This window comes from uncultured Friedmanniella sp., from assembly GCF_964244285.1.
Lineage (GTDB): Bacteria > Actinomycetota > Actinomycetes > Propionibacteriales > Propionibacteriaceae > Microlunatus.
Genome location: NZ_CAXTHT010000001.1, coordinates 1 through 21,873 on the forward strand (window position 1 = coordinate 1; position 21,873 = coordinate 21,873).

A 21,873-nucleotide genomic window follows, 5' to 3' on the forward strand; every position below is an offset into this window, starting at 1 on the left:
CTTTTAGCACGCTGTTAAGTTCTCAAAACTCAGACACACACCACACCAGAACCAAACAATCCCGGCTTGGGGCAACTCGCTAAACATTACCTGATCCCAGACCCTAAGACAAACTCGGGCTCGGCGACCTCCCGTGGGCGTGGCGGTGAGTTCCGAAGCAGGTGGTCTCCGTGGAGACGCACCCGACCCGGACCGCTTCGACCGTTTGGGACCCCCGGGTCGGCCGCCGGATCTCGTGGATATCGGTGTCCTGCACCCCGTGAAGGCTTGGATGACATTACGCGGATGTGACGAGCGGGTCAAGTCGGGGGCAGCCGACGTCGGACCGCCCGTCGTGGCTCCGTGTCAGAGCCCTCGGGCCAGCCTGACCGCACCCACGGTGCGCTTCCCCCGCCGGGCGATGACGAACCGGCCGTGGAGCAGGTCCTGCTCGGTCACGACCGCGTCCGCGTCGGTGACCTTGGCGTTGTTCAGGTAGGCGCCGCCCTCAGCGATGGCGCGGCGGGCTGCTCCCTTGGAGGCCACCACCCCACTGCGCTCCAAGACCTCCACCACGCTCGGTAGCCCGTCGGCCGCGTCGATCTCCGCCGTGCCGATCTCGGCGGCGACCCCGGCCAGGACGGCCAGCGGGAGGTCACGGAGCTCCGAGCGTCCGAAGAGTGCGGCGGCGGCGGCGACGGCGGCGTCCCGTTCCTGGGACGAGTGCACCAGGGCGGTCACGTCGTCGGCCAGCGCCTTCTGGGCCGCTCGACGGTGGGGCTCCGCCCGGGTGAGCCGGTCGAGCTCGTCGATCTCCTCCCGGCTCCGAGGGCTGAACACCTTGAGGTACTCGACGACCTTGGCGTCCTCGGCGTTCAGGAAGAACTGGTGGAACGCGTACGGCGAGGTCATCAGCGGGTCGAGCCAGATGGTGCCACCTTCGGTCTTCCCGAACTTCGTGCCGTCCGCCTTCGTCAGCAGCGGCGTCGCCAGGGCGTGCACGCGGGATCCCTCGACCCGCCGTACCAGCTCCACCCCGGCGGTGACGTTGCCCCACTGGTCGCTGCCGCCGAACTGGAGCGTGCAGCCGTAGCTGCGGAACAGCTCCAGGTAGTCCAGCGACTGCAGCAGGACGTAGGAGAACTCGGTGTAGGAGATCCCGTCCTCCAGCCGGTTGCGGACCACGTCCCGGGCCAGCATCCGGTTCACCGGGAAGTGCTTGCCGACGTCGCGCAGGAAGTCCAGGACCGACATCGGCCCCGTCCAGTCGAGGTTGTTGACCAGCCGAGCCGCGTTCGGGCCACTGAAGTCGAGGTACTTCTCCACCTGGACCCGGATGCGGTCCACCCAGCTCGCCACCGTCTCGGGAGAGTTCAGGGTCCGCTCCCCCGAGTCCTTCGGGTCCCCGATCATCCCGGTCGAGCCACCCACCAGCAGCAGGGGCCGGTGACCGGCTGCCTGCAGCTGCCGGGCGACCATCAGCTGGACCAGGTTGCCGAAGTGGATGCTGGGCGCGGTCGGGTCGAATCCGACGTAGAAGGTGACCGGCCCCGCATCGAGGTGGTCGGCCAGAGCCTGCTCGTCGGTCGAGTTGGCCAGCAGGCCCCGCCACTTCAGCTCATCCAGCACCGCGCTCGTCACGGGGAGCCACACTACGGGCGAGAGGCTCGCCGTCGTCATCGGTTTCGCTCAGCAGGCCCGGCCACCAGTCGTCCGACGGCATCGGGTCGCCTGTCGCAGGACTTCTCGGGCCAGCTGCGAATCGACGACGCGGAGCAGGTCAGCTCCGGTTGTCCTCCTGACGGCCGGCGATGACGCCGTCCATGCGGTGGTCGAAGGTGAACCGGTGGAACCGTCGGGCCCTGCTCGAGCTCGCTTCCGCTCCGGGCCGGAGGACGTGATCCATCAGGTACTGGAGCCACGACGCGCCGGCGTCACGAACTCCTCGTGTCCGTCCCAGCTGACGCAGCAGCCCTCCGGGCACGGCACCCACACCCACCACAGGCTCGGCTGCCCCCGAGCGATCCTGTTCTACCGCCGAGTCGCTGCGTCCGAGTCGCCGCCGTCGGGATCCTGCGGCGTGACCGCGTACGCGCCGGCCTGTCGCCAGGACCGGCGGCTCGCCGCGAAGGCGAGCAGGTAGTCCCGTTCGGCCCGGTTCAGCGGCGGGTCTATCTCGATGCGGCCGGTATAGGTGGTGCTCACGCCCATGGTCACGTCCTCTTCTCGGGTGTTGTCGAGAGAGGCGGATCAGGACTGGTCAGACCGCCGACCGGCTCTCCATCTGCCGGACCGCGGCCACGATCTCTGCGAGCTGGTCGCGCACCCGGACCTCGGCCGTCCCGCCCCGTCCGTCGCGGGAGGCGATCGAACCGGCCACCGTCAGCACCTCGAGCACGCCGGCCCCGAGCTCCGGCGCGATCTCGGCCATCATGGACGGCGTCAGGTCCGACAGCTCGATCCCCGCCTGTTCGCAGTAGCGAACGGTCGCGCCGGCGAGGTGGTGCGCCGAGGCGAACGGCACGTGCTGACGGACCAGCCAGTCGGCGACGTCGGTGGCCAGCGAGAAGCCGCGGGGGGCGAGGCTCTCGAGCCGCTCGGGACGGAAGGTGAGGGTGCCGACCATCCCGGCGACCGCGGGCAGCAGGACCAGCAGCTGGTCGACCGAGTCGAACAGCGGCTCCTTGTCCTCCTGCAGGTCCCGGTTGTAGGCCAGCGGCAGTCCCTTGAGCGTGGCGAGCAGCCCGGTCAGGTTGCCGATCAACCGGCCGGATTTGCCGCGGGCGAGCTCGGCGACGTCCGGGTTCTTCTTCTGCGGCATGATGCTCGAGCCGGTCGACCAGGCGTCGTCGAGCGTCGCGAAGCCGAACTCATGCGTGCACCAGAGGATGATGTCCTCGCTCAGCCGCGACAGGTCGACCCCGATCTGGGCCAGCACGTACAGCGCTTCGGCGACCAGGTCCCGAGCGGCCGTGCCGTCGAGGGAGTTCGGCACGCTGCCCGCGAACCCGAGGTCCGCGGCGACCGCCTCGGGGTCCAGCCCCAGCGACGTGCCGGCGAGGGCGCCCGACCCGTACGGACTCAGCGCCAGCCGGCGGTCGAGGTCGGCCAGCCGGTCGCCGTCGCGGAGCAACGGCCACGCGTGGGCCAGCAGGTGGTGCGACAGCAGGATGGGCTGGGCGTGCTGCAGGTGGGTCCGGCCCGGCATGGCGACCCCGAGGTGCCGTTCGGCCTGGTCGCGGAGCGCACCGACCACCTCGAGCAGCCCGGTCGTCAGCTCGCGCAGGACGTCGCGCAGGTAGAGCCGCACCAGCGTCGCGATCTGGTCGTTGCGGGAACGTCCGGCGCGCAGCCGCCCGCCGAGCTCGGGGCCGACCCGTTCGACGAGCCCGCGCTCCAGCGCCCCGTGCACGTCCTCGTCGGTCGGTGCCGGCACGAAGGCACTGGACGCGACGTCCGCGCCCAGCTGGTCCAGACCGGCCAGCATGCCGGTCAGCTCGTCCTCGCTCAGCAGCCCCGCCCGGTGCAGGGCCCGGGCGTGCGCCCGGGACCCGGCCAGGTCGTAGGGCGCCAGTCGCCAGTCGAACTGGGTCGAGACACTCAGCGCGAACATCGCCGCCGCCGGTCCCCCGGCGAACCGGCCGCCCCAGAGCCGTCCCTCGTGCTCCGGGCCGCTCACGACCGCGCGGTGGTGACGCCGTCGCGCCGGGCCGCGAGCTTGCTCGACATGCCGTAGATCTCGATGAAGCCGCGGGCCTGGGACTGGTCGAAGGAGTCGCCCTCGTCGTAGGTAGCGAGGTTGAAGTCGTACAGGCTGGTGCCGCTGCGCCGGCCGGTGACCGTGGCCCGACCACCGTGCAGCACCATCCGGATCTCTCCGCTCACCGCGCTCTGCGCCTCGGCGATGAAGGTGTCCAGCGCCCGCTTGAGCGGGGAGAACCACTGGCCGTCGTACACCAGCTCGCCCCAGCGCTGGTCGACCCCGCGCTTGTAGCGGGCCAGCTCGCGCTCGATGGTGACGTTCTCGAGCTCCATGTGCGCCGCGATCAGGGCGATGGCGCCGGGAGCCTCGTAGACCTCGCGGCTCTTGATGCCGACCAGCCGGTCCTCGACCATGTCCAGCCGGCCGATGCCCTGCGCCCCGGCCCGGGTGTTGAGCTGCTCGATGGCCTCCAGCATGGACACCTTGGTGCCATCGATGGCCACCGGGACCCCGGCCTCGAAGGTGATCGTGACCTCGTCGGGGTCGCGCGGCACCGTGGGGTCGGCTGTGTAGTCGTAGACGTCCTCGATGGGGGCGTTCCAGATGTCCTCGAGGAAGCCGGTCTCCACCGCACGGCCCCAGACGTTCTGGTCGATCGAGTAGGGGCTCTTCTTGCTCTGGTTGATCGGCAGCCCCTTCTGCTCGGCGTAGGCGATGGCCTTCTCGCGGGTCCAGGCGTAGTCGCGGACGGGCGCGATCACCTTGAGCTCGGGCGCGAGGTTGGCGATCCCGACCTCGAACCGCACCTGGTCGTTGCCCTTGCCGGTGCAGCCGTGGCTGACCACGGTCGCGCCGTGCTCGCGGGCCGCCTCGGCGAGGTGGCGCACGATCAGTGGCCGGGACAGGGCGCTGACCAGCGGGTATCGGTCCATGTAGAGCGCGTTGGCCTGCAGGGCGGGCAGGCAGAAGTCCTCGGCGAACTCGTCCTTGGCGTCGACCACGATGGCCTCGACCGCGCCGCAGTCGAGGGCCCGCTGACGGATGGCTCCCATGTCCTCGCCGCCCTGGCCGACGTCGACGGCCACGGCCACCACCTCCTGCCCGGTCTCTTCGGCCAGCCAGCCGATGCACACGCTGGTGTCGAGCCCGCCGGAGTAGGCCAGGACGATGCGATCGCTCACGAGAGATTTCCTTCATTAGTAGTGATGCGGTCTTTGCTGTTGGTGGTGCGTTCTGGGTGCCGGTCGCCCCGGCTCATGGCCAGCAGCGCATCGGCGACGGCGCTGCCGCCGGAAGGGCTCCGGGTGATGAGGAGGATGGTGTCGTCCCCGGCGATGGTGCCGAGGATGGTCTCCCAGCCGACCCGGTCGATGGCCGAGGCGAAGTACTGGGCCGCACCGGGCGGGGTGCGCAGCACGACGAGATTGGCCGAAGCCTCCGCCGAGACCAGCACCTCACCGCACAGCCGGGCGAGCCGGGCCTCGAAGGTGGCGAACTCACCTACCTGCGGGCTGCGGTCACCGCCATCACCGGGGACGGCGTAGACGAGGTGGCCGCCCGGGCCGCGGACCCGGAGCGCGCCGACCTCGACCAGGTCGCGGGACAAGGTGCCCTGGGTGACCTGGACGCCGTCGGCAGCCAGCAGCTCGGCGAGCTCGGTCTGGGAGCGCACCTGGTGGGAGCCGAGGAGCGCGATGATGCGGGCGTGGCGCCCCGTACGGGTGAGCGGGGTGCTGCCGGGAGCGGTCATGGTCACGCCCTCGCTCCCGGAGCGGCGGCCTGGGACCAGCGGTCGAGCAGCACCAGCACGGCCTTCTGGACGTGCCGTCGGTTCTCGGCCTCGTCCCAGACCACGGCCTGGGGCCCGTCCAGGACCTCGGCCGCGATCTCCTTGCCGCGGTAGGCGGGCAGGCAGTGCAGCACGATCGCGTCCGTCGCGGCCGCGGCCAGCAGGGCGGCCGTCAGACCGTAGGACTGGAACACCGCGGCTGCCCGTGCCGTTCTGTCCTCCTGGCCCATCGAGACCCAGGTGTCGGTGGCCACCACGTCGGCGTCGCGGACGGCTGCGACCGGGTCGTCGGTGACCAGCACGCTGCCACCGGTCTGCGCGGCGATCCGGGCGGCGCGGGCCAGCACCTCCGACGCCGGCGCGAAGTCGGCCGGAGCGCCGATGCGGACGTGCAGCCCGGCCAGCGCTCCTCCGACCAGGTACGAGGCCGCCATGTTGTTGGCGCCGTCCCCGACGTAGGCCAGCGTCAGCCCGGCCAGCCGGCCCTGGTTCCTCGCCGCCCGGTGCTCGGCGATGGTCAGCAGGTCGGCCAGGATCTGGCAGGGATGGAAGTCGTCGGTGAGGGCGTTGACCACGGGCACGCCCGCGTACGCGGCCATCGTCTCCAGGTCGGCCTGGGCGAAGGTGCGCCAGACGATCGCGGCGGACTGGCGCCCGAGGACGCGGGCGGTGTCGGCGACCGACTCGCGGACGCCGATCCCCGCGAGCCGGGCGTCCACGATCATCGGGTAGCCGCCGAGCTCGGCGATACCGGCGGCGAACGATGTCTGGGTGCGCAGCGTCGGCTTGTCGAACAGCACCGCGACGCTCCGCGGCCCGCGGTAGGGCTGTTCGGCGAAGGGGTCGGCCTTGAGGGCGGCCGCCAGGGCCAGGACCTCCGCCTGCTCGGCCTCGCTGAGGTCGTCGTCGGCCAGGAAGTGCCGGAGCCTCATGACGCAGTCACGGCGCTCGAGAGGGAGGCCGCGTCGAGCAGTCCGGGCAGGGCCGCGACGAAGGAGTCCAGCTGGGCCGCGGTCACCACCAGAGGGGGCGCGAGCCGGAGCACGTCCGGTCGTGGGGCGTTGACGATGAAGCCGGCGTTCAGCGCGGCGTCGCTCACCGCGGCCGCGACCGGCTGGGTGAGGGCGATGCCCCGCAGCAGACCCCGGCCCCGGACCCCGGCCACGAGCGGGTGGTTCAGACCGGTGACGGTCTCCGCCAGGTGCTCCCCCATCGCCGTCACGTGCTCGAGCAGCCCGTCCCGCTCGATCACCGCGATCACCGCGAGGCCGGCGATGGCGGCCACCGGGTTGCCTCCGAACGTGCTGCCGTGGCTGCCGGCGCCGAGCAGCGTCGCGGCCCGGCCCTGGGCCACGCAGGCGCCGATCGGGAACCCGTTGCCGAGGCCCTTGGCGAGGGTGACCACGTCCGCCCGGACCCCCTCCGCGACGTGGGCCAGCCAGCTTCCCGTCCGGCCCATCCCCGTCTGCACCTCGTCGATCCAGAGCAGCGAGCCGTGCTGGTCGGCGAGCACGCGCGCCTCCGTCAGGTAGCCGGCCGGCGGGACGACGATGCCGTTCTCCCCCTGCAAGGGCTCGAGCACGACCGCGGCGACGGTGTCGTCCATCTCCGCCGCCAGGGCGGCCGCGTCGCCGTAGGGCACGAAGACCACGTCACCGGGCAGCGGCTCGAACGGCGCCCGGTACTTCGGGTTGTGCGTGATCGCCAGCGCGCCGAGTGACCGACCGTGGAAGGCGCCCTCGGTGGAGATGATCTTGGTGCGGCCGGTCATCCGGGTGATCTTGAACGCGGCCTCGTTGGCCTCGGTCCCCGAGTTGGCGAAGAAGACGCGGGCCCCGCCGTCGCCGGCGGGATCGACCATGGCCGCCAACCGTGTGGCCAGGGCAACCTGCGCCGGGGTGGCGAAGAAGTTCGAGACGTGGCCGAGGGTGGCGATCTGACCCGTCACCGCGGACAGCACCGTCGGGTGGGCATGGCCCAGAGCGTTGACGGCGATGCCGGCGAGCAGGTCGAGGTAGCGACGACCCTCGGCGTCCCAGACGTAGCAGCCCTCACCGCGGACGAAGACCCGCTTGGGCAGGCCGAAGGTCGCCATCACGGAATGGGCGTAGCCGTCGAGAACGGCGTCGGTGGTGGTCAGCCGGCCGGCCAGCTCGCCGGGGGCCAGGCCAGGGTCGGAGGGGCTGAGGTCGGAAGGGCTCAGGTCGGTGCTCACGCGTGCTCCTGCAGGGTGGTCGAGGCGGGACGAGCGCCGAACTCGCCGTTGGTCAGCTCGTGGGGTGGGATGCCGTGCTCGCGGGAGAACGCCCGGCTGCCCAGGCGGATCAGCCCGTCGGCGGTGACCATGGTGCCGATCCCGGCGTTGGTGAAGATCTCCAGCAGCAGGGCGTGCGGGACCCTCCCGTCCGTCACGGTGGCCCGGGTGAGCCCGCCCTCGACGGCCCGCAGGCAGGCCTCCATCTTGGGCAGCATGCCGGACTCCAGCGCGGGCAGCATCCCGCGCAGCTCAGAGGCGGACAGCTCCTTGATCACCTCGGTGCTGCTCGGCCAGTCACGGTAGAGGCCCTCGACGTCGGTGAGCACGACGAGCCGGTCCGCCTGCAGCGCGACCGCCAGCGCCGCGGCGGCCGTGTCGGCGTTGACGTTGTGCACCACACCGTCCACATCGGGGGCGATCCCTGCCACCACAGGGACACTGCCGGAGTCGATCAGACCCTGGACCGCTTCGGTCCGGACCCGGACCACGTCACCCACGAGACCAAGATCAACTTCCTGGCCGTTCACGACGGTGCCCCTCCGTTCGGCGGTGAACAAGCCTCCGTCCTCACCGGAGAGCCCGACCGCCAGGGTGCTCTGGCTGTTGATCTTGCCGACCAGGTCCCGTCCGACCTGCCCCACCATGACCATCCGGACGACCTCCATGGCTTCCGGCGTGGTCACCCGCAGGCCGCCCCGGAACTCGGAGTGGATCCCCAGCCGCTTGAGCATGGACGAGATCTGCGGCCCGCCGCCGTGCACGACGACCGGGTGCACCCCGCAACGCTTCATGAAGACGATGTCCTGGGCGAACGCGCGCTTGAGGTCCTCGTCCACCATGGCGTTGCCGCCGTACTTGATCACCACGGTCTTGCCGGCGTACGTCTCCAGCCACGGCAGCGCCTCGGTGAGGATCGACGCCTTCTCGACCAGGCTCACGGGATCAGGCGTCGATGTCACCTACATAACTATGCCTTGTGCGGCAAGTTCATGCAAAGTCGCACCCCTAGAACGAGACCTCCAGCCAGGTCCCGGCGGGTGCCGGGGCCGAGAGCGTGATGGTGACCGTGGCGTCAGCGGTGCTGATGGCGGAGATGCGGGCAGCGACGTCGGCGGCCGGACCGCCGGCGGCCACGACATTCACCGTGACGGGGTTCCACTTCGAGACGAAGAACGAGGCCACCACGACCTTCGTCGCCCCCGTCGGGACCGGGACGAGCGATTCGGAGTACCCGGTGCTGACCGCGCCGGCCGCCTGCGCGGCGGGCGTCGGGTTGTAGCTGACCCCACAGCTGGTGAAGTGGGCGATACCCCACCCCAGGTTCCAGGGGGCGCTCGCCGGGTTGATGGCGTAGTAGATGCCCGGGGTGCCCAGGATGAAGAGGCAGTTCACGAGGTAGAGCCGAGAGTTGACGTCGAGGTCGAACAGGTACCGGTTACGGCCGGCGTAGGTGGACTCCAGGTGGCAGTTGTCGAGGAAGACGTGGGCGTTGCGCTGTCGTCCCCAGGTCGTCACGAAGTCCATCGAGGTGTGGACGAAGAAGAGACCGACGCCGTTGCCCGTCGCCCAGTACACCGTGTCGCAGTTGGCCACCACGCAGTTGGTGAAGGTCATCCGCTCACCGCTGTTGACCACGGCCGCCGACCCGCCCGTCCAGGTGTTGTCGAGGTCGAGGTTGATGGCCACCATGCAGCCGTCGACCGTCGATCTCTCGAAGCTGACCAGGTAGGTGTTGTCGTTGGTGAAGTCGATCCCGGTGTTGAAGCCCGAAACGTGCACGTCCACGAAGCCAAGGGTGTAGCCGGACACCTTCAGACCGGTCGAGGTCGTGGTGTTGTGCGTCGTGCGGTTCGCGTCCCACTGGTTGCCGTGGATCTTGAGCCCGATGATCGGCGTGCACTCCTTGTCGTTCACCACGACCGCGGTCGCGGCGGAGCCGGCGTACCAGAAGTCCCAGACGCTGGTCGCCGAACCCAGGACCTGCACGCCCGCGGGGATGGTGATCGTGGAGTTGCAGTTGGAGGTCCGTCCCGGCGGCAGGAGCAGCTGTCCGCCGCCGTAGGTCTTCTTGAGGTAGTCCAACATCGCCTGGATCCGAGGAGCGTCGTCGGTGCCCGCGTCCGCGGCCACGGCCGTGAGCCCGCTCTCCACCGAGGGGGCCAGGGCGTGGACCGCTCGAGCGGCGTCCTCCAGCACCTTGAGGCTCGCGCCTGTGGCCTTGGCCGGCGCGGCAGGGGCGTAGACGGTGCCGTTCCAGGCCAGGACCTGACCAGGTGTCGCCGTGCCCAGGGCGGTGTCGAAGGTGTTGGCGATCCTGTGCAGTGCGTCATGCGCCTGCTGGTGGGCCTTGATCGACGGGTCGGCCTTGACGTCGGCGTAGGTCGTGTCGATGTTGACGGGGAGCTTCGGACCAGCCATCAGCGGTAGCCGCCGGTCTGGTAGCCCCGGCCGTAGGAGGAGACGGTGGTCGCGGAGGCGGGTAGCGGCAGGGCGACGGCTGCGCCCACCCCGATCAGGCAGACGAGGACCTGGCGGCGGGGAAGGCGGCCTGCGGGCCGGGCCGATGGGGCCGGAGCTGGGATCATCACGGGTTCCTCGGGTCGAGTGGGTTCCCCGAGCCACGACGTCCCGGTCGGCGGCGACGGGGACGTCACTCACGCTAGGTGGGCGCGCCTCCGGTTCCGAGGTGCCGGAAGTCCCCGGCCGCAGAGGCCAAAGGCCGTGCCCGCGGCGGACCTAGGTCCCGTGCTGGTGAGGACCCTAGCTAGCCTCGGGATTTCACGAGGCTAGGTCGCGTACTCCGCGTTCTCCCGGACGTAGTCGTAGGTGAGGTCGTTGGTCCAGATCGTGGCCGTACGCGGGCCCGCCCGGAGGTCGATCAGGACCTGGACGGCTCGAGCGCTCAGGTCCACCAGGTCCCGGGAGTCGCCGATCTGCCCATCCCGGCAGACCTGCACCCCGTTGAACGACACGTCGAGCCGGTCTGGCTCGTAGGCGGCCCCCGTGGTGCCGATCGCCGCGAGCACACGACCCCAGTTCGGGTCGCCGCCGAAGACGGCGCACTTGAAGAGGTTGCTCCGGGCGACGGCCCGACCCACCTCGACCGCGTCCTCCTCGGTGGCGGCGTGGGCGACCGTGATCGCGATCTCGTGGGCCGCGCCCTCGGCGTCGGCCAGGAGCTGGTGCGCGAGGTCCGAGCAGGTCTCCTCCAGTGCCGCCTGGAAGTCCACCGGCGCCGGCTGGACGCCCGAAGCGCCACTGCTCATCAGGATCACCGTGTCGTTGGTCGACATGCACCCGTCGCTGTCGACCCGGTCGAAGCTGCGTCGACAGGCGTCGGCGAGCTGCGCCTGCAGCAGATCCGGCCGGACCACGGCGTCGGTCGTGAGGACGACCAGCATCGTCGCCAGGCCCGGCGCGAGCATGCCCGCACCCTTCGCCATCCCGCCGACCGACCAGCCCTCGTCGCTGTAGCGCGCCTCCTTGGCCACGGTGTCGGTGGTCATGATCGCGCTGGCGGCGGCGGCGCCACCGGTAGGCGACAGCTGCTCGGCCACCGCCGCTATCCCCGACCTCAGCCTGGCCATGGGCAGCCGCTCACCGATCAGTCCCGTGGAGCAGACCGCGACGTCCACCGCACCCACGGTGAGGCCGCGACCGCTCAGGGTGGCGGCCACGAGCTCAGCCGTCTCGTGGGTGTCGGCAAAGCCCGCAGGCCCGGTGCAGGCGTTCGCCCCCCCGGAGTTGAGCACGACGGCCTGCAGCCGGCCGTCGGCCATGACCTGCTGCGACCACAGCACGGGCGCCGCCTTGACCCGGTTGGAGGTGAACACCGCAGCCGCCACGTGGTCGGGACCGCTGTTGACGACGAGAGCGAGGTCAGGGCGACCGCTGGTCTTCAGCCCGGCGGTGGCCCCGGCGGCCAGGAAGCCGGCAGCTCCGGTGACACTCATCTCTGCTCCTCGTGGGTGACGGTGTGGCCCGCCTGTCGCCAGGCGGTGACGGCCTGGTCGGCCTGCGTGGCGGGGACGAGGATCCAGTCCGTGTCGAAGGTCGACTCGGCCAGGATCGAGATGCCGGCGTCGGCCAGGGGCGCGAGCAGCCCGGCGAGGACGCCGATCAGCGAGTGGTCGAGGGGGCCGTCGAGGCTGAAGGCCACCATCGGCCCCACTCCTGTCACGGTGCCCGGCAACGCCTCCCACGCACAGATCACCGACAGCTCGTCCGCGGTCCGGGTGACGCTCCAGAAGGGTGACTCGAAGGCGTCGTCAAGGGCCCAACGCGGCACCGAGGCGTGGGGCGCGAGCTGGGCCACGCCCAGCGCCATCTCGTGCCGGGTGATCTCCCAGGCCGTCACGGCGCGACCCCGACCGTGGACAGACCGGTCGTCTCCGGCAGCCCGAGGGCCAGGTTCATGCACTGGACGGCTCCACCGGCGGTGCCCTTGGTCAGGTTGTCCAGGGCCGCGACCGCGACGAGCCGTCCTGCGGCGGCGTCCAGGGTCACCTGCACGTGGACCGCGTTCGAGCCGAGGACGGACTGGGTCTGCGGCCAGCGATCCTCGGGCAGCAGGTGGACGAAGGGCTCGTCCGCGAAGGCCTGGACGTAGACCTGACGGAGGTCGGCCGCCGAGACGCGGGGGGGCACCGGTGCCGTGCAGGTGGCCAGGATGCCGCGCGACATCGGCACCAGGACCGGGGTGAAAGACACCGTCGGATCCCCGCCGCCGCACCGCCGGAGGTTCTGGAGGATCTCGGGGACGTGCCGGTGGCCGCCGCCGACCCCGTAGGCGCTTGCCGACCCCATCAGCTCCGAGCCCAGGAGGTGCGGCTTGAGCGAGCGGCCTGCCCCGGACGGGCCGCTGGCCGCCACGATCACCGTGTCGTGCCCGTCGGTCAGCCCGGCGACGACCGCCGGGAGCAGCGCCAGCGTCGCGGTGGTCGGGTAGCAGCCCGGCACGGCGATCCGGCGGGAGCCGGCCAGCCGCTCCCGCTGACCCGGCAGCTCCGGCAGGCCGTAGGGCCAGGTCCCGGCGTGCTCGGAGCCATAGAAGCTCCGCCAGTCCTCGGCGTCCTCGAGCCTGAAGTCGGCCCCGCAGTCGATGACGAGCGTCTCCGGATCGAGCTCGGCCGCCAGCGCCGCCGAGGTGCCGTGCGGCAGCGCCAGGAAGACGACGTCGTGCCCGAGGAGCACGTCCGGGTCGCTCCCGGCGACGAGGCGATCGGCCAGCGGTACGAGATGAGGTTGGTGCTCCCCCAGCCGGCTACCGGCAGTGGCTCCGGCCGTGAGGGCGCCGATCTCGACGTCGGCTCGCTGGAGCAGCAGCCGCAACAGCTCTCCACCCGCGTAGCCGGTTGCCCCTGCTACCGCCACCCGGATTGTCACGCGCATAACTATGCCAGATACAGCATGATGATACGAACACGGTCAGACGTACACGTGCACGTAGTCCACGTAGAGGTCGGCGCGGTCCTGGACGCCGGCCAGGTCGATCGGCCAGCCGCCGCCCAGCGCCAGGTCGAGGAGGAAGCACAACGGCTCGTCGCCGCCGCGGACCTGCGGAGCCGTCGCAGTCAGCTGCCCGTCGATGTAGAAGTTGATCACGGTCGGGCCGACGGAGACGCCGTAGGTGTGCCAGGTCATCGCCTGCTGCCGGGTGTCCCAGCGGCTCCCGCACCGGGCGACGCCGTGGTCCTGGCCGTCGACGTACTCGTGCGTGGTGTGGCAGGCGGCCGTCGGCTCGTGCCCGTACAGCTCGACGGCGTCGATCTCGGCGACGGCCGGCTGGTCGACCACCAGGTTGGGCGTGGGCAGCATCCAGAACGCCGGCCAGGTACCCGGCGCGGCCGGGGCCAGCATCCGGGCCTCGAAGTAGCCGTACTGAGCCGAGAAGCCCGACCCGCCCGGGCGGGCCGAGGACAGCATGCCGCCGACGTGGGTGCGCCCCCAGCCCTGGGGGTCCGCGAAGTCGTCGGGCTTCGGCTCGACCGAGAGCTTGAGGTAGCGGTCGTCCACCACCCGCACGTTGCCGAGGCGGCGCGCCGGGTCGGCGAAGATGGCGAACCCGAAGTCCTCGACGCCGGCGACGACCGGCTTGGCCGCGGCGTAGTCGGCTCCCGCTCCGGTCCGTGAGATCGACAGCGGGTGGGAGAACTCCTCGGCGTAGACGAGGGAGCGCCCGGCGGTCACGTCGGCGGCCGGTGCCGGAGCCGCGGGCGACGCTGCGGCCATGTCGTCGGCAGCACCCCGGTAGAGCTGGAAGAGCACCGACGCATCCCGACCGGCCGGGCCGGTGGCCTCGAAGCGGACACTGAAGGGTCCCGGGGCCAGACCGGAGAGGTCGAGACCGAAGGCCGCCGTCCCCTCCGCCCCGGGCGTCGTCTGCTGAGCCGCCGGCGCCCCGGTGGCGGGGTCGCCGGGCCAGACCGTCGCGCTCGCGGCGGTGAACCCGGCAGCCACGGCCACCCGGACGTCCACCCGGGCGCCCACGACCGCTCCCGTGGTGGGGCACCGCACCACCAGACCCACCTTGGCGGTCGGACGGGGCACCGGCGCGTCGCAGTCGAGAGCACTGTCGCGGTACGGGGTGGCTGCTCCCCCCGCTGCCGCTCGAGGCGGCGCCGAACGCTGGTAGGTCGCCAGCTCGCCCAGGCTCACCGCCCCCGCCCCGCTGAGGCTGCCCACCACGAGACGCACCGACGTCGTCACCCGAGGCATGAAGCTCACGACGGTGGGCCGCGACGGGTCGGGTAGCACCGCACCGAGAGTGACCCGGGAGCCGTCGGAGAACTCCAGCGTGGCGCTCCGCAGCTCGACCGCAGTCTTCGCACCGGCCACGGCCACCGTCGTCAGCTCGCGCGGCCGGGACCAGCTGAGCTGGACCCAGGCCCCGACCGGTCGGGCCGTGGTCCACACCTGACCCACCCCACCGTCCGCAGCAGCATCAACCAGGGGCCTCGGATCGGCGGCACCGGCCGAGGCCGACACGGTGGCGGCCCCCGCCACGTCACCGCTCGCCGGACCGTCGCCGGCCACGTCGTCGCCAGCCGGCCGGTCGTCGACCTCGACCCGGGTCAGCGCCGCGGAACGAGCCCCGGAGCTGACCCCGGAGACGGTGAAGCGCACCCGGTCGACCGAGCGGACCGTCACCGGGACGACCGTCGTGCGGTCCGAGCCCGACAGCGTGACCTGCACCTCGGAGCCGTCGCCGAAAGTGAGGAACCCGGTCTGGATGCCGGGGTCGGCGAGCGGGTTGCGCTGCAGGACGACCCGGCGCAGCTCGACCGGGGACGGCCACTGCAGCTCCAACCATGCCCCCGTCGTCTCCCGGTCCGAGCGCCACCCCCGCCCGGGATCGTCGGGATGGTCGGTGGTTACGACCTGCCGAGGCGAGCTGCCGATCTTCGAGGAGCTGGTGCTGACGGTGGCCCGACTGGCAAGCCCGACACCGGTTCCGGGCTCGGATCTGACCACGACCACCGCCACCGCGAGCACGAGGGCGAGCGTGAGCGTGACGACGAGCCAAGTCCGTCGTCTGAGGGTTGGACGTCTCACGGCAGGGCTGTCCTCGGGGGGGTGGGCGCGGCCTCGGAGCCGGTCGGATGGGCCACCGCGGGTCTGGCGGGCGGGGCTCCTGGGGTACCGACCGCTTCAGCAGGTACGTCCCCTGGCTGCCGGTTCTGCAGCGCCGCCCGCGACAGCAGGCCCAGGGACAACCAGAAGACCCCGGTGCTGTCGGAGAGGTCGGGGCCGGCGGCGATCTTCACCACCAGCAGGGTCACCAGCGCCCAGAGCACCGGGCGGTACTCCCGGACTGCCGCGCCCCGGTAGATCAGAGTGGCGACGGCCGCGACGAACAGCAGGGAACCGATGATGCCTGTCGCACTCAGCAGGGTCGGAAGGAACGACGAGGCACGCGCCGAACCCAGCCCGACACCGAACCCCCACGTGTCGAGGAAGATGTTGAGAGAGTCGCCGTTGGCTGAGGACCGCTCGGTGTAGGAGGCCGAGGAGACCTTGTCATTGATCGTCGACTCGACGAAGGACGAGATGGTCGGCAGCACCCAGATGCCGATGACGACCGCAGCGCACCCGACCAGGCTCAGCACCCGGCTCAGCGAGGTACGCCGGGCGAGGAAGCCGATCAGGCCGGCACCACCGACGAGGAGCGCCGCAGCCAGACCCGCGACGACGAAGGTCGCAGAGGTGGAGATGATGCCCAGGTAGAAGGCGGCGCCGGCGAGGGCGAGGGCCGCGAACTGCCGCCACCCCCGCAGCATCCCGGCTCGCGGCAGCATGTACGCGATCGTGACCAGCGAGCTTCCCGCGAGGCTGGACGGCTCGGACAGGATGCCGCGGAAGCGCGGGATGTTGCCGGCCGCCGTCTGGATGTAGGCGAACGAGGGAGAGTTGTCGAAGAACCCTTCCGGGAACGGCAGGCCCGCCAGCTGGTGGAGGTAGCGCCACAGCGACAGCACGGTGCACGCCCCGGCCGCCAGACCCACCAGCTCCGGTCTCGCCGACGGCGACCTGGCCAAGAAGACGACCACGCAGACACCGAGGAACAGGTAGACGATCTGGGCGAGGTTCGAGCTCGTGACCACGCCGGCCACCAACCTGGTCGAGCCGGGCGTCACCGTCTCCAGACCGTCGAACAGCATCGGCGCGACCAGGGTCACCACCACCGACCACCCCAGGAACAGCATCAGCAGCAACGTCGCGGGCGGCAGCACCTCCCGGGACCGCGTCGGAGCGCGACCGCTGCCCAGCAGGCGCAGCACGAGCGCCACCACGACCCCGAGCGCCACCGCGTAGAAGGTCGGGATGGCGGTACCGCTGACGACGATGGCCGAGCCGGCCGCCGTGGCGCCACCCAGAGCCAGCGCCCGGCCGTAGCCCGCGCGACCCAGCACCCCGTAGACCACCACGAACAGGGTGACGAACGTCAGTCCCGACATCCCTGACCCCCACGCTCGGCCGTCACCGGTCCCGCCCGTACCGGAACCTGACCAGGTCCTGGGCGAGAGCCGCCGGCGCGGCCAGGGTTGCCAGGCACCAGCCGGCCACCGTGAGCCGGCGCAGCCAGGGCTCAGGGCCGGGGCGCCACGGGGACAGGACGGCGTCGCGCACCATCCGGGACATCCGGTCACCAGGGAGCGGCGCCTCGCCCGGCGCCATCCGGCGCGAAGCCACCCGCAGCTGAAGGAGCTCGCGACTGGCGAACAGAGGGCGCTCGTTGGCCGGCACGTTGCCGGCGGCGCACTGGGCGAAGTGCCAACGCGCCCGGGCTCGGGCCACCTCCCGGGGGAAGCGGCTCACGTCGTTCAACAGGTTGCTGTCGTTCCGCCCGTGCTGGCGGTAGCCCACCACGACCCCGGGCACACTGACGACGTCCCCGAGCAGAGGCGCCGCCGCCAGCAGCGCCGAGTCGCCCGCGTCCCCCACCTCCGGGCCGGCCGGTAGCACCCGATCCAGGAACCAGCGAGCGTAGGCGTTGCCGGAACCGGGCGGTGTGGGATAGGCCGACGTGGCCAGGAGCCAGCGCCGGACCGTCGCGGGCGGCGGTGGCGGATCGTAAGCCGGGAAGGGCAGACCCAGGGGAGCTCCGCTCGCGTCCACCCGCTGCATCTGGAACTGCACCTTGCTGACCGCAGGCCCCATCACAGCGCTCAGCGGGACGGGCAGGTCGGCGGGCAGCAGGTCGTCGGCGTCGAGGAAGATCACGACGTCGCCCGTGCTCGCCGCAAAGCCTCGGTTGACCGCTACCCGCTGGGAAGAGTTCTCGGTGGCCAGGAGTACGACCCGGTCGCCGTAGCCGCGGATGACGTCCAGCGAGTTGTCCGTCGAGCCGTCGTCGACGACGACGACCTCCACGTCTGGCCACGGCAACGCCAGCGCACTGTCGATGGCCTCGCCGACGAAGCGCTCGTAGTTGTAGTTGGAGATGACGACACTGAGACGCTCCACGTGCCGCCCTCCGGTCGTGAGTGAACCGGCTTCCCCGAACCGGCCGCGCCCCACTGTAACGGCAGGATCGAGACCCATCCGCTCGTCGGAGCGTGACGAGGACCACGTGCCCTCCAGATCTCCAGCCCCGTCTGGGACCGCGGTTGTAACCTTCGCGACGCGCGGCTGCCCTAGCGTCGCCGTCATGTCCGGGACCGCCATCACCTCACCTCCACGCGAACGCCTCATGGCGCTCGACGGTCTGCGGGGAGTGGCCGCGCTGGTGGTGGTGCTGTTCCACTCGATGCTCGTGCTGCCCTCCCTCGCCGACCTGGTGGCTCACGGGACCCGCGTCAGCGGTTGGCAGGCATGGGTGTCGTACACGCCGCTGAGACTTCTCTGGTCGGGCGAGGAGGCCGTCCAGATCTTCTTCGTCCTGTCGGGCTTGGTGCTGGCCCTGCCCTACCGCGGCCGACTGTTCACTCCCGTGACGTACTACCCGAGGCGGCTGCTGCGCATCTACCTGCCCGTCTGGGCCTCGGTCGGGCTCGCTCTGCTGTGGGCTCAGCTCGTGCCGAGGGTGTGGACACCGGGGGCCTCGTGGTGGGTCAACGGCCACCACTTCCATCTCTCGGCCGCCGGCCTGGGCGGCGACCTGACGCTGCTGCTCGGCACGACCTGGCTGAACAGCGTGCTCTGGTCGCTGCGCTGGGAGATGTGGTTCTCGCTGCTGCTGCCTCTGTACCTGCTGCTCCTGCTCCGGTGGCGCCGGAGGCCGCTGCTGAAGCTCCTGCTTCTCCTGGGCGCCATCGAGGCCGGGGCTCTGCTGCACGTGGACGAGCTCCGCTACCTGCCGGTCTTCGGCGTCGGGGTCCTGGTGGCGACCGAGCTCGACCGGCTCGGCGCGCTGCTCCGGCGTGCCGGACGCCTCGGCGGTCTGGCCCTGCTCACGCTCGCCCTGCTCGTGCTCGCGGAGTCACGCTGGCTGACCGGACAGAGCGTCTCCCCCGCTTCGGTCCTGGCGGCCGCCGCCCTGGTCGTCCTGTTCGCCCACTGGCGGCCGGCGCAACGGCTGGGTGAACATCGGACCGTGCAGTGGCTGGGCACCGTCTCGTTCAGCCTCTACCTCGTGCACGAGCCGGTCATCACCAGTGTTGCCCTGGTGCTGCCCAGCCAGAACCCGGCCGTCACGTTGGCGCTGGGGCTACCGGCCTCCCTGCTGCTGGCGGCGGGGTTCCACCGGGTCGTCGAACGGCCGGCCCACCGGCTGTCCCGATGGGCGGGGACCGTGGCCGCGCAGCTGGCTCAGCGACGTCCGGCTGAAGCGCGACCTCAGTCGAGCGTCCTGACCCGCCGGGCGGGCACGCCGACGTAGACCCCGTCCGGCTCCGTGTCCCTCGTGACCACGGCCCCCGCCCCGACGACGCAGCCAGAGTCGATCCTCACCCCGCTGAGCACGACGACGTTCGCGCCCAGCCAACAGCCGTCGCCGACGACGATGGGGCGCGAGTAGTCCTCTCCGGCACGCTTCTCCGCCGATCCCATCTCGTGACCCCCCGTCGCGAAGGTCACCCCGGTGCTGACGTAGACGTTGCGGCCCAGGACGATCTCGCCGCGGTCGAACAGGCACCCGTGGTTGATGTAGCTCCCGTCGCCGACGTCCAGCGAGGTGCAGCGCACGATGGTCCCGGAGAGGAAGGCGGCGCGACCCACGCGGTACCCGGCCGCGCGGAGCAGCGCCAGGCGCACCGGGTGCGGGGTCGCGAAGGCCATCCCCACCGAGTTCACCGCCACCAGCTTGACGGCACGCACCGCACGGGTCGCGTTCCACGTCGTCATGACGCTCTCCTGTCGGTCGTCGATCCTGCCCACAGCGTAGGCAGGGTCCGCCGAAGCCTCCCTACGCGCTCGGGGCGACAGAGCTGAGGATCGAGAAGTGAGACTCGACCGCCTCGGCGGGAAGATAGGGCGCGGCCGCTGCGCGCCGGTGGGCGTCACCCTCCTGCGTGCGCCGTCGACGGACGGCCCGTCGGAGACCCTCCGCCAGGGCTTCCGGGCTCTCCGGCGCGACCAGCTCGCCGATCTCCGCGTCGGTGATGATGTCGGCAGGTCCGAACTCGCAGTCGGTGGCCAGCAGGGGGAGCCCGCACTGCAGCGCCTCCACCAGGGCGACGCCGAAACCCTCCCAGCGCGAGGCCAGCACGAAGCAGTCCGCGGCCCGCAGGTGCTGGACGGGATCGGTGCTGTAGCCGGCGAAGGTGACCACGTCGTCGAGCTCCAGCTCGGAGCAGAGCTGGCGCAGGGACGCCTCGTCGGGCCCGTTGCCGACCAGAGTCAGCTCGACCGGAGGCAGGTCGGGCCGGGCGAGCGCCAGCGCTCGCAACAGAAGGTCCTGGCCCTTCTGCCGGGAGAGGCGGGCGACGCAGACGAACCGGAAGCGGTCGTCGGTCGCCGCCAGCGGCTCGGGCGAACCGAGGTCGCGGACCGGGTTCTTCGCGAATACGGTCCGCGTCCGGCGCGCCACGGTGAGCGCGGCGTGGTCGCGCAGGGAGGGCGAGACGGCCAGCACCGCGGGCACGTCCCGGCTGACCAGCGACCGGAAGGCCACGAAGGCCGCCCGGGTGCGGCGAGTTCCCTCGGCCTCCTCCAGGCGCGGGTTCCCGTGCAGGTGCGGCAGCAGGACCGGCAGGCGGAGACCCCGGGTGACGGTCCAGGCGACGACCGAGGCCTCGACCTGCGGGGTGATCAGCACGTCGAAGTCCTGGTCCGCGACGCAGCGACGCAGCGACGCCCCCAGCTGACGCAGCCGGTCCGCACCCAGGACGTGCATGGTGTAGCCGGGCGCGCGGAGCACCTCCTCGTCGTAGGAGGAGGAGAAGACGACGTGCACGTCCAACAGCCGAGGGTGCTGCTCGGCCAGACCACTCGCGATCTCGTGCACCACCCGCTCGATCCCGGCGAAGTGAGCAGAGGGCGGGACGAAGTAGGCGACCTTGAGCCGGCGCGGCGCGGTCATCGCACAGCCGTCTCGGCAGAGCTGCGCACGTCCGCCGGCAGACCGGTCAACGACGCGAACAGGCTCAGGTAGTCCTGCGACATCCGCTCCACCGTGAAGTACTCCGCGCCCGCCCGAGCCCGAGCCCGCGCGTCGACCAGGGCGACGGGGTCAGCCATCAGGCGGCGGAGCGCGGCCGCCATCGCGCCCGGGTCGTGCACCGGGACCAGCTGGCCGGCCCCGCCGTGGTCGAGGGTCTCCGGGATGCCGCCCACCGCAGTCGCGACGATCGCGCAGCCGGCGGCACGGGCCTCCATCACCGTGAGCGGGCACGGATCGGCCAGGGTCGCCGTGGCGAAGATGTCGGCCTGCTCGAGCAGCGGCCGGGGCGCCGGAGTGGACCCCAGGAAGTGCACGGCCTGCTCCAGGCCCAGCTCGGCCACCTGCAGCTCGAGGCGCTCCCGCTCCGCTCCCCAGCCGATCACGTTGAGGTGCCAGTCGGGAAACTCGGCGGCCAGGTGGGAGAAGGCCGTGATCACGTCGCTCACCGCCTTGCGCGGGTGCAGGCCGGACAGGGTGGCCACGCACGGTCGGCGCAAGGGCGGGTCGTCGGACTCGGCGCCTTCCCGCGGCGACCGGTCGGCGCCATTGAAGATCGTCACCACCTGGTGCTCGGGGTAGCCGCGGGACAGCAGCAGCCGCCGCTCGGCCTCACTGACCGCCACCACCACCTTTCCCAGCCGCATCAGCACCGAGTGTTTGTCGAACGAGTTGTGCATGGTGGTGACCAGCGGCACTCCGAGCAGCTTGGCGATCGGGTACGCCAGCACCGCCGAGGACATCATGTGGGCGTTGACCACGTCCGGCCTGAACCTGCGGCACAGCCGGGCCAGAGCCCAGGCGCTGCTCGGCACGTCCTTGATCCCCTGAGGCTCGGGCAGGTCCACCACCTCGACCCCGTGCCGACGCAGCACGTCGGTGTAGGACGAGCGCGCGGCGGCGAAGACGACGTCGTGGCCCGCGTCGGACTGCGCGCAGGCGAGGTCGACGGCCACGTGCACGTGGCCGTTGCCCCGCACTCCGTGCTTGAGCAGATGAATGATCCTCACGAGACCCCCCGGTCGGTGTGTGGGCAGCGCCCGACGAGCGTGCCGGTCCTGACGGCCGGCACAGGGCCGGGCCGTGGGTTGGACGACGATGTCACG

General features: G+C 71.4%; 20 protein-coding genes. 1 reads left to right on the plus strand and 19 read right to left on the minus strand.

The annotated features are described in order from the left end of the window. Positions 1 to 345: 345 nt before the first annotated feature. From tyrS to ACFE7W_RS00080, 16 genes are all read right to left on the minus strand, one after another. The gene (tyrS, locus tag ACFE7W_RS00005; RefSeq protein WP_375422718.1) at positions 346 to 1,620 is read right to left on the minus strand and encodes a tyrosine--tRNA ligase; all 1,275 of its coding nucleotides are present in this window, start codon (positions 1,618 to 1,620) and stop codon (positions 346 to 348) included. Between the two features lie 390 nt (positions 1,621 to 2,010). Beyond that, a complete protein-coding gene (locus ACFE7W_RS00010; RefSeq protein WP_375422719.1) occupies positions 2,011 to 2,190 on the minus strand; it encodes a hypothetical protein in 180 nt (59 codons plus the stop codon). A gap of 49 nt (positions 2,191 to 2,239) precedes the next feature. Beyond that, positions 2,240 to 3,658, minus strand: a complete 1,419-nt coding sequence (gene argH, locus ACFE7W_RS00015; protein WP_375422720.1) for an argininosuccinate lyase — start codon at positions 3,656 to 3,658, stop codon at positions 2,240 to 2,242. Next, positions 3,655 to 4,863, minus strand: coding sequence for an argininosuccinate synthase (locus ACFE7W_RS00020; RefSeq protein ID WP_375422721.1), 1,209 nt, complete (start codon positions 4,861 to 4,863; stop codon positions 3,655 to 3,657). Before ACFE7W_RS00020 ends, argH begins: the two co-directional genes overlap by 4 nt. Next, positions 4,860 to 5,432, minus strand: a complete 573-nt coding sequence (locus ACFE7W_RS00025; protein ID WP_375423505.1) for an arginine repressor — start codon at positions 5,430 to 5,432, stop codon at positions 4,860 to 4,862. Before ACFE7W_RS00025 ends, ACFE7W_RS00020 begins: the two co-directional genes overlap by 4 nt. Positions 5,433 to 5,434: 2 nt before the next feature. Next, on the minus strand, positions 5,435 to 6,403 hold the full coding sequence (argF, locus tag ACFE7W_RS00030; RefSeq protein WP_375422722.1) for an ornithine carbamoyltransferase: 969 nt from the start codon (positions 6,401 to 6,403) through the stop codon (positions 5,435 to 5,437). After that, positions 6,400 to 7,623 carry an acetylornithine transaminase gene (locus ACFE7W_RS00035; protein WP_375423506.1) on the minus strand — a complete coding sequence of 408 codons (1,224 nt, stop codon included), beginning with the start codon at positions 7,621 to 7,623 and terminating at the stop codon, positions 6,400 to 6,402. The genes argF and ACFE7W_RS00035 overlap by 4 nt, the downstream gene beginning before the upstream one ends. Before the next feature lie 59 nt (positions 7,624 to 7,682). Beyond that, positions 7,683 to 8,687: an acetylglutamate kinase gene (argB, locus tag ACFE7W_RS00040; RefSeq protein WP_375422723.1), complete on the minus strand. Its 1,005-nt coding sequence runs from the start codon at positions 8,685 to 8,687 to the stop codon at positions 7,683 to 7,685. 46 nt (positions 8,688 to 8,733) lie between these two features. Further along, positions 8,734 to 10,146, minus strand: coding sequence for a hypothetical protein (locus tag ACFE7W_RS00045; RefSeq protein ID WP_375422724.1), 1,413 nt, complete (start codon positions 10,144 to 10,146; stop codon positions 8,734 to 8,736). Continuing rightward, positions 10,146 to 10,313 carry a hypothetical protein gene (locus ACFE7W_RS00050; RefSeq protein WP_375422725.1) on the minus strand — a complete coding sequence of 56 codons (168 nt, stop codon included), beginning with the start codon at positions 10,311 to 10,313 and terminating at the stop codon, positions 10,146 to 10,148. The genes ACFE7W_RS00045 and ACFE7W_RS00050 overlap by 1 nt, the downstream gene beginning before the upstream one ends. Before the next feature lie 201 nt (positions 10,314 to 10,514). After that, positions 10,515 to 11,681, minus strand: a complete 1,167-nt coding sequence (gene argJ, locus ACFE7W_RS00055) for a bifunctional glutamate N-acetyltransferase/amino-acid acetyltransferase ArgJ (RefSeq protein WP_375422726.1) — start codon at positions 11,679 to 11,681, stop codon at positions 10,515 to 10,517. Continuing rightward, entirely contained in the window at positions 11,678 to 12,085 is a 408-nt protein-coding gene (locus ACFE7W_RS00060; RefSeq protein WP_375422727.1) for an ACT domain-containing protein, read from the minus strand. The genes argJ and ACFE7W_RS00060 overlap by 4 nt, the downstream gene beginning before the upstream one ends. Further along, complete coding sequence (argC, locus tag ACFE7W_RS00065) at positions 12,082 to 13,113, minus strand: N-acetyl-gamma-glutamyl-phosphate reductase (RefSeq protein WP_375422728.1); 1,032 nt, start codon at positions 13,111 to 13,113, stop codon at positions 12,082 to 12,084. Before argC ends, ACFE7W_RS00060 begins: the two co-directional genes overlap by 4 nt. A gap of 42 nt (positions 13,114 to 13,155) precedes the next feature. Then, complete coding sequence (locus tag ACFE7W_RS00070; RefSeq protein WP_375422729.1) at positions 13,156 to 15,222, minus strand: glycoside hydrolase family 16 protein; 2,067 nt, start codon at positions 15,220 to 15,222, stop codon at positions 13,156 to 13,158. A 56-nt stretch (positions 15,223 to 15,278) separates the two neighbouring features. Then, complete coding sequence (locus ACFE7W_RS00075; RefSeq protein WP_375422730.1) at positions 15,279 to 16,685, minus strand: hypothetical protein; 1,407 nt, start codon at positions 16,683 to 16,685, stop codon at positions 15,279 to 15,281. A gap of 22 nt (positions 16,686 to 16,707) precedes the next feature. Continuing rightward, complete coding sequence (locus ACFE7W_RS00080) at positions 16,708 to 17,694, minus strand: glycosyltransferase family 2 protein (protein ID WP_375422731.1); 987 nt, start codon at positions 17,692 to 17,694, stop codon at positions 16,708 to 16,710. A gap of 184 nt (positions 17,695 to 17,878) precedes the next feature. On the opposite strand from ACFE7W_RS00080, the gene ACFE7W_RS00085 reads away from it, so the two are divergent. After that, positions 17,879 to 19,048, plus strand: coding sequence for an acyltransferase family protein (locus tag ACFE7W_RS00085; RefSeq protein ID WP_375422732.1), 1,170 nt, complete (start codon positions 17,879 to 17,881; stop codon positions 19,046 to 19,048). On the opposite strand, the gene ACFE7W_RS00090 is transcribed toward ACFE7W_RS00085, so the two are convergent. The 3 genes from ACFE7W_RS00090 to ACFE7W_RS00100 all read right to left on the minus strand — a co-directional run bounded on the left by ACFE7W_RS00090 (position 19,006) and on the right by ACFE7W_RS00100 (position 21,777). Next, on the minus strand, positions 19,006 to 19,512 hold the full coding sequence (locus ACFE7W_RS00090) for a DapH/DapD/GlmU-related protein (protein WP_375422733.1): 507 nt from the start codon (positions 19,510 to 19,512) through the stop codon (positions 19,006 to 19,008). The two genes, ACFE7W_RS00085 and ACFE7W_RS00090, sit on opposite strands and share 43 nt — an antisense overlap. 61 nt (positions 19,513 to 19,573) lie before the next feature. Continuing rightward, on the minus strand, positions 19,574 to 20,689 hold the full coding sequence (locus ACFE7W_RS00095; RefSeq protein WP_375422734.1) for a glycosyltransferase: 1,116 nt from the start codon (positions 20,687 to 20,689) through the stop codon (positions 19,574 to 19,576). Further along, entirely contained in the window at positions 20,686 to 21,777 is a 1,092-nt protein-coding gene (locus tag ACFE7W_RS00100; RefSeq protein ID WP_375422735.1) for a glycosyltransferase family 4 protein, read from the minus strand. Before ACFE7W_RS00100 ends, ACFE7W_RS00095 begins: the two co-directional genes overlap by 4 nt. Positions 21,778 to 21,873: the final 96 nt, after the last annotated feature.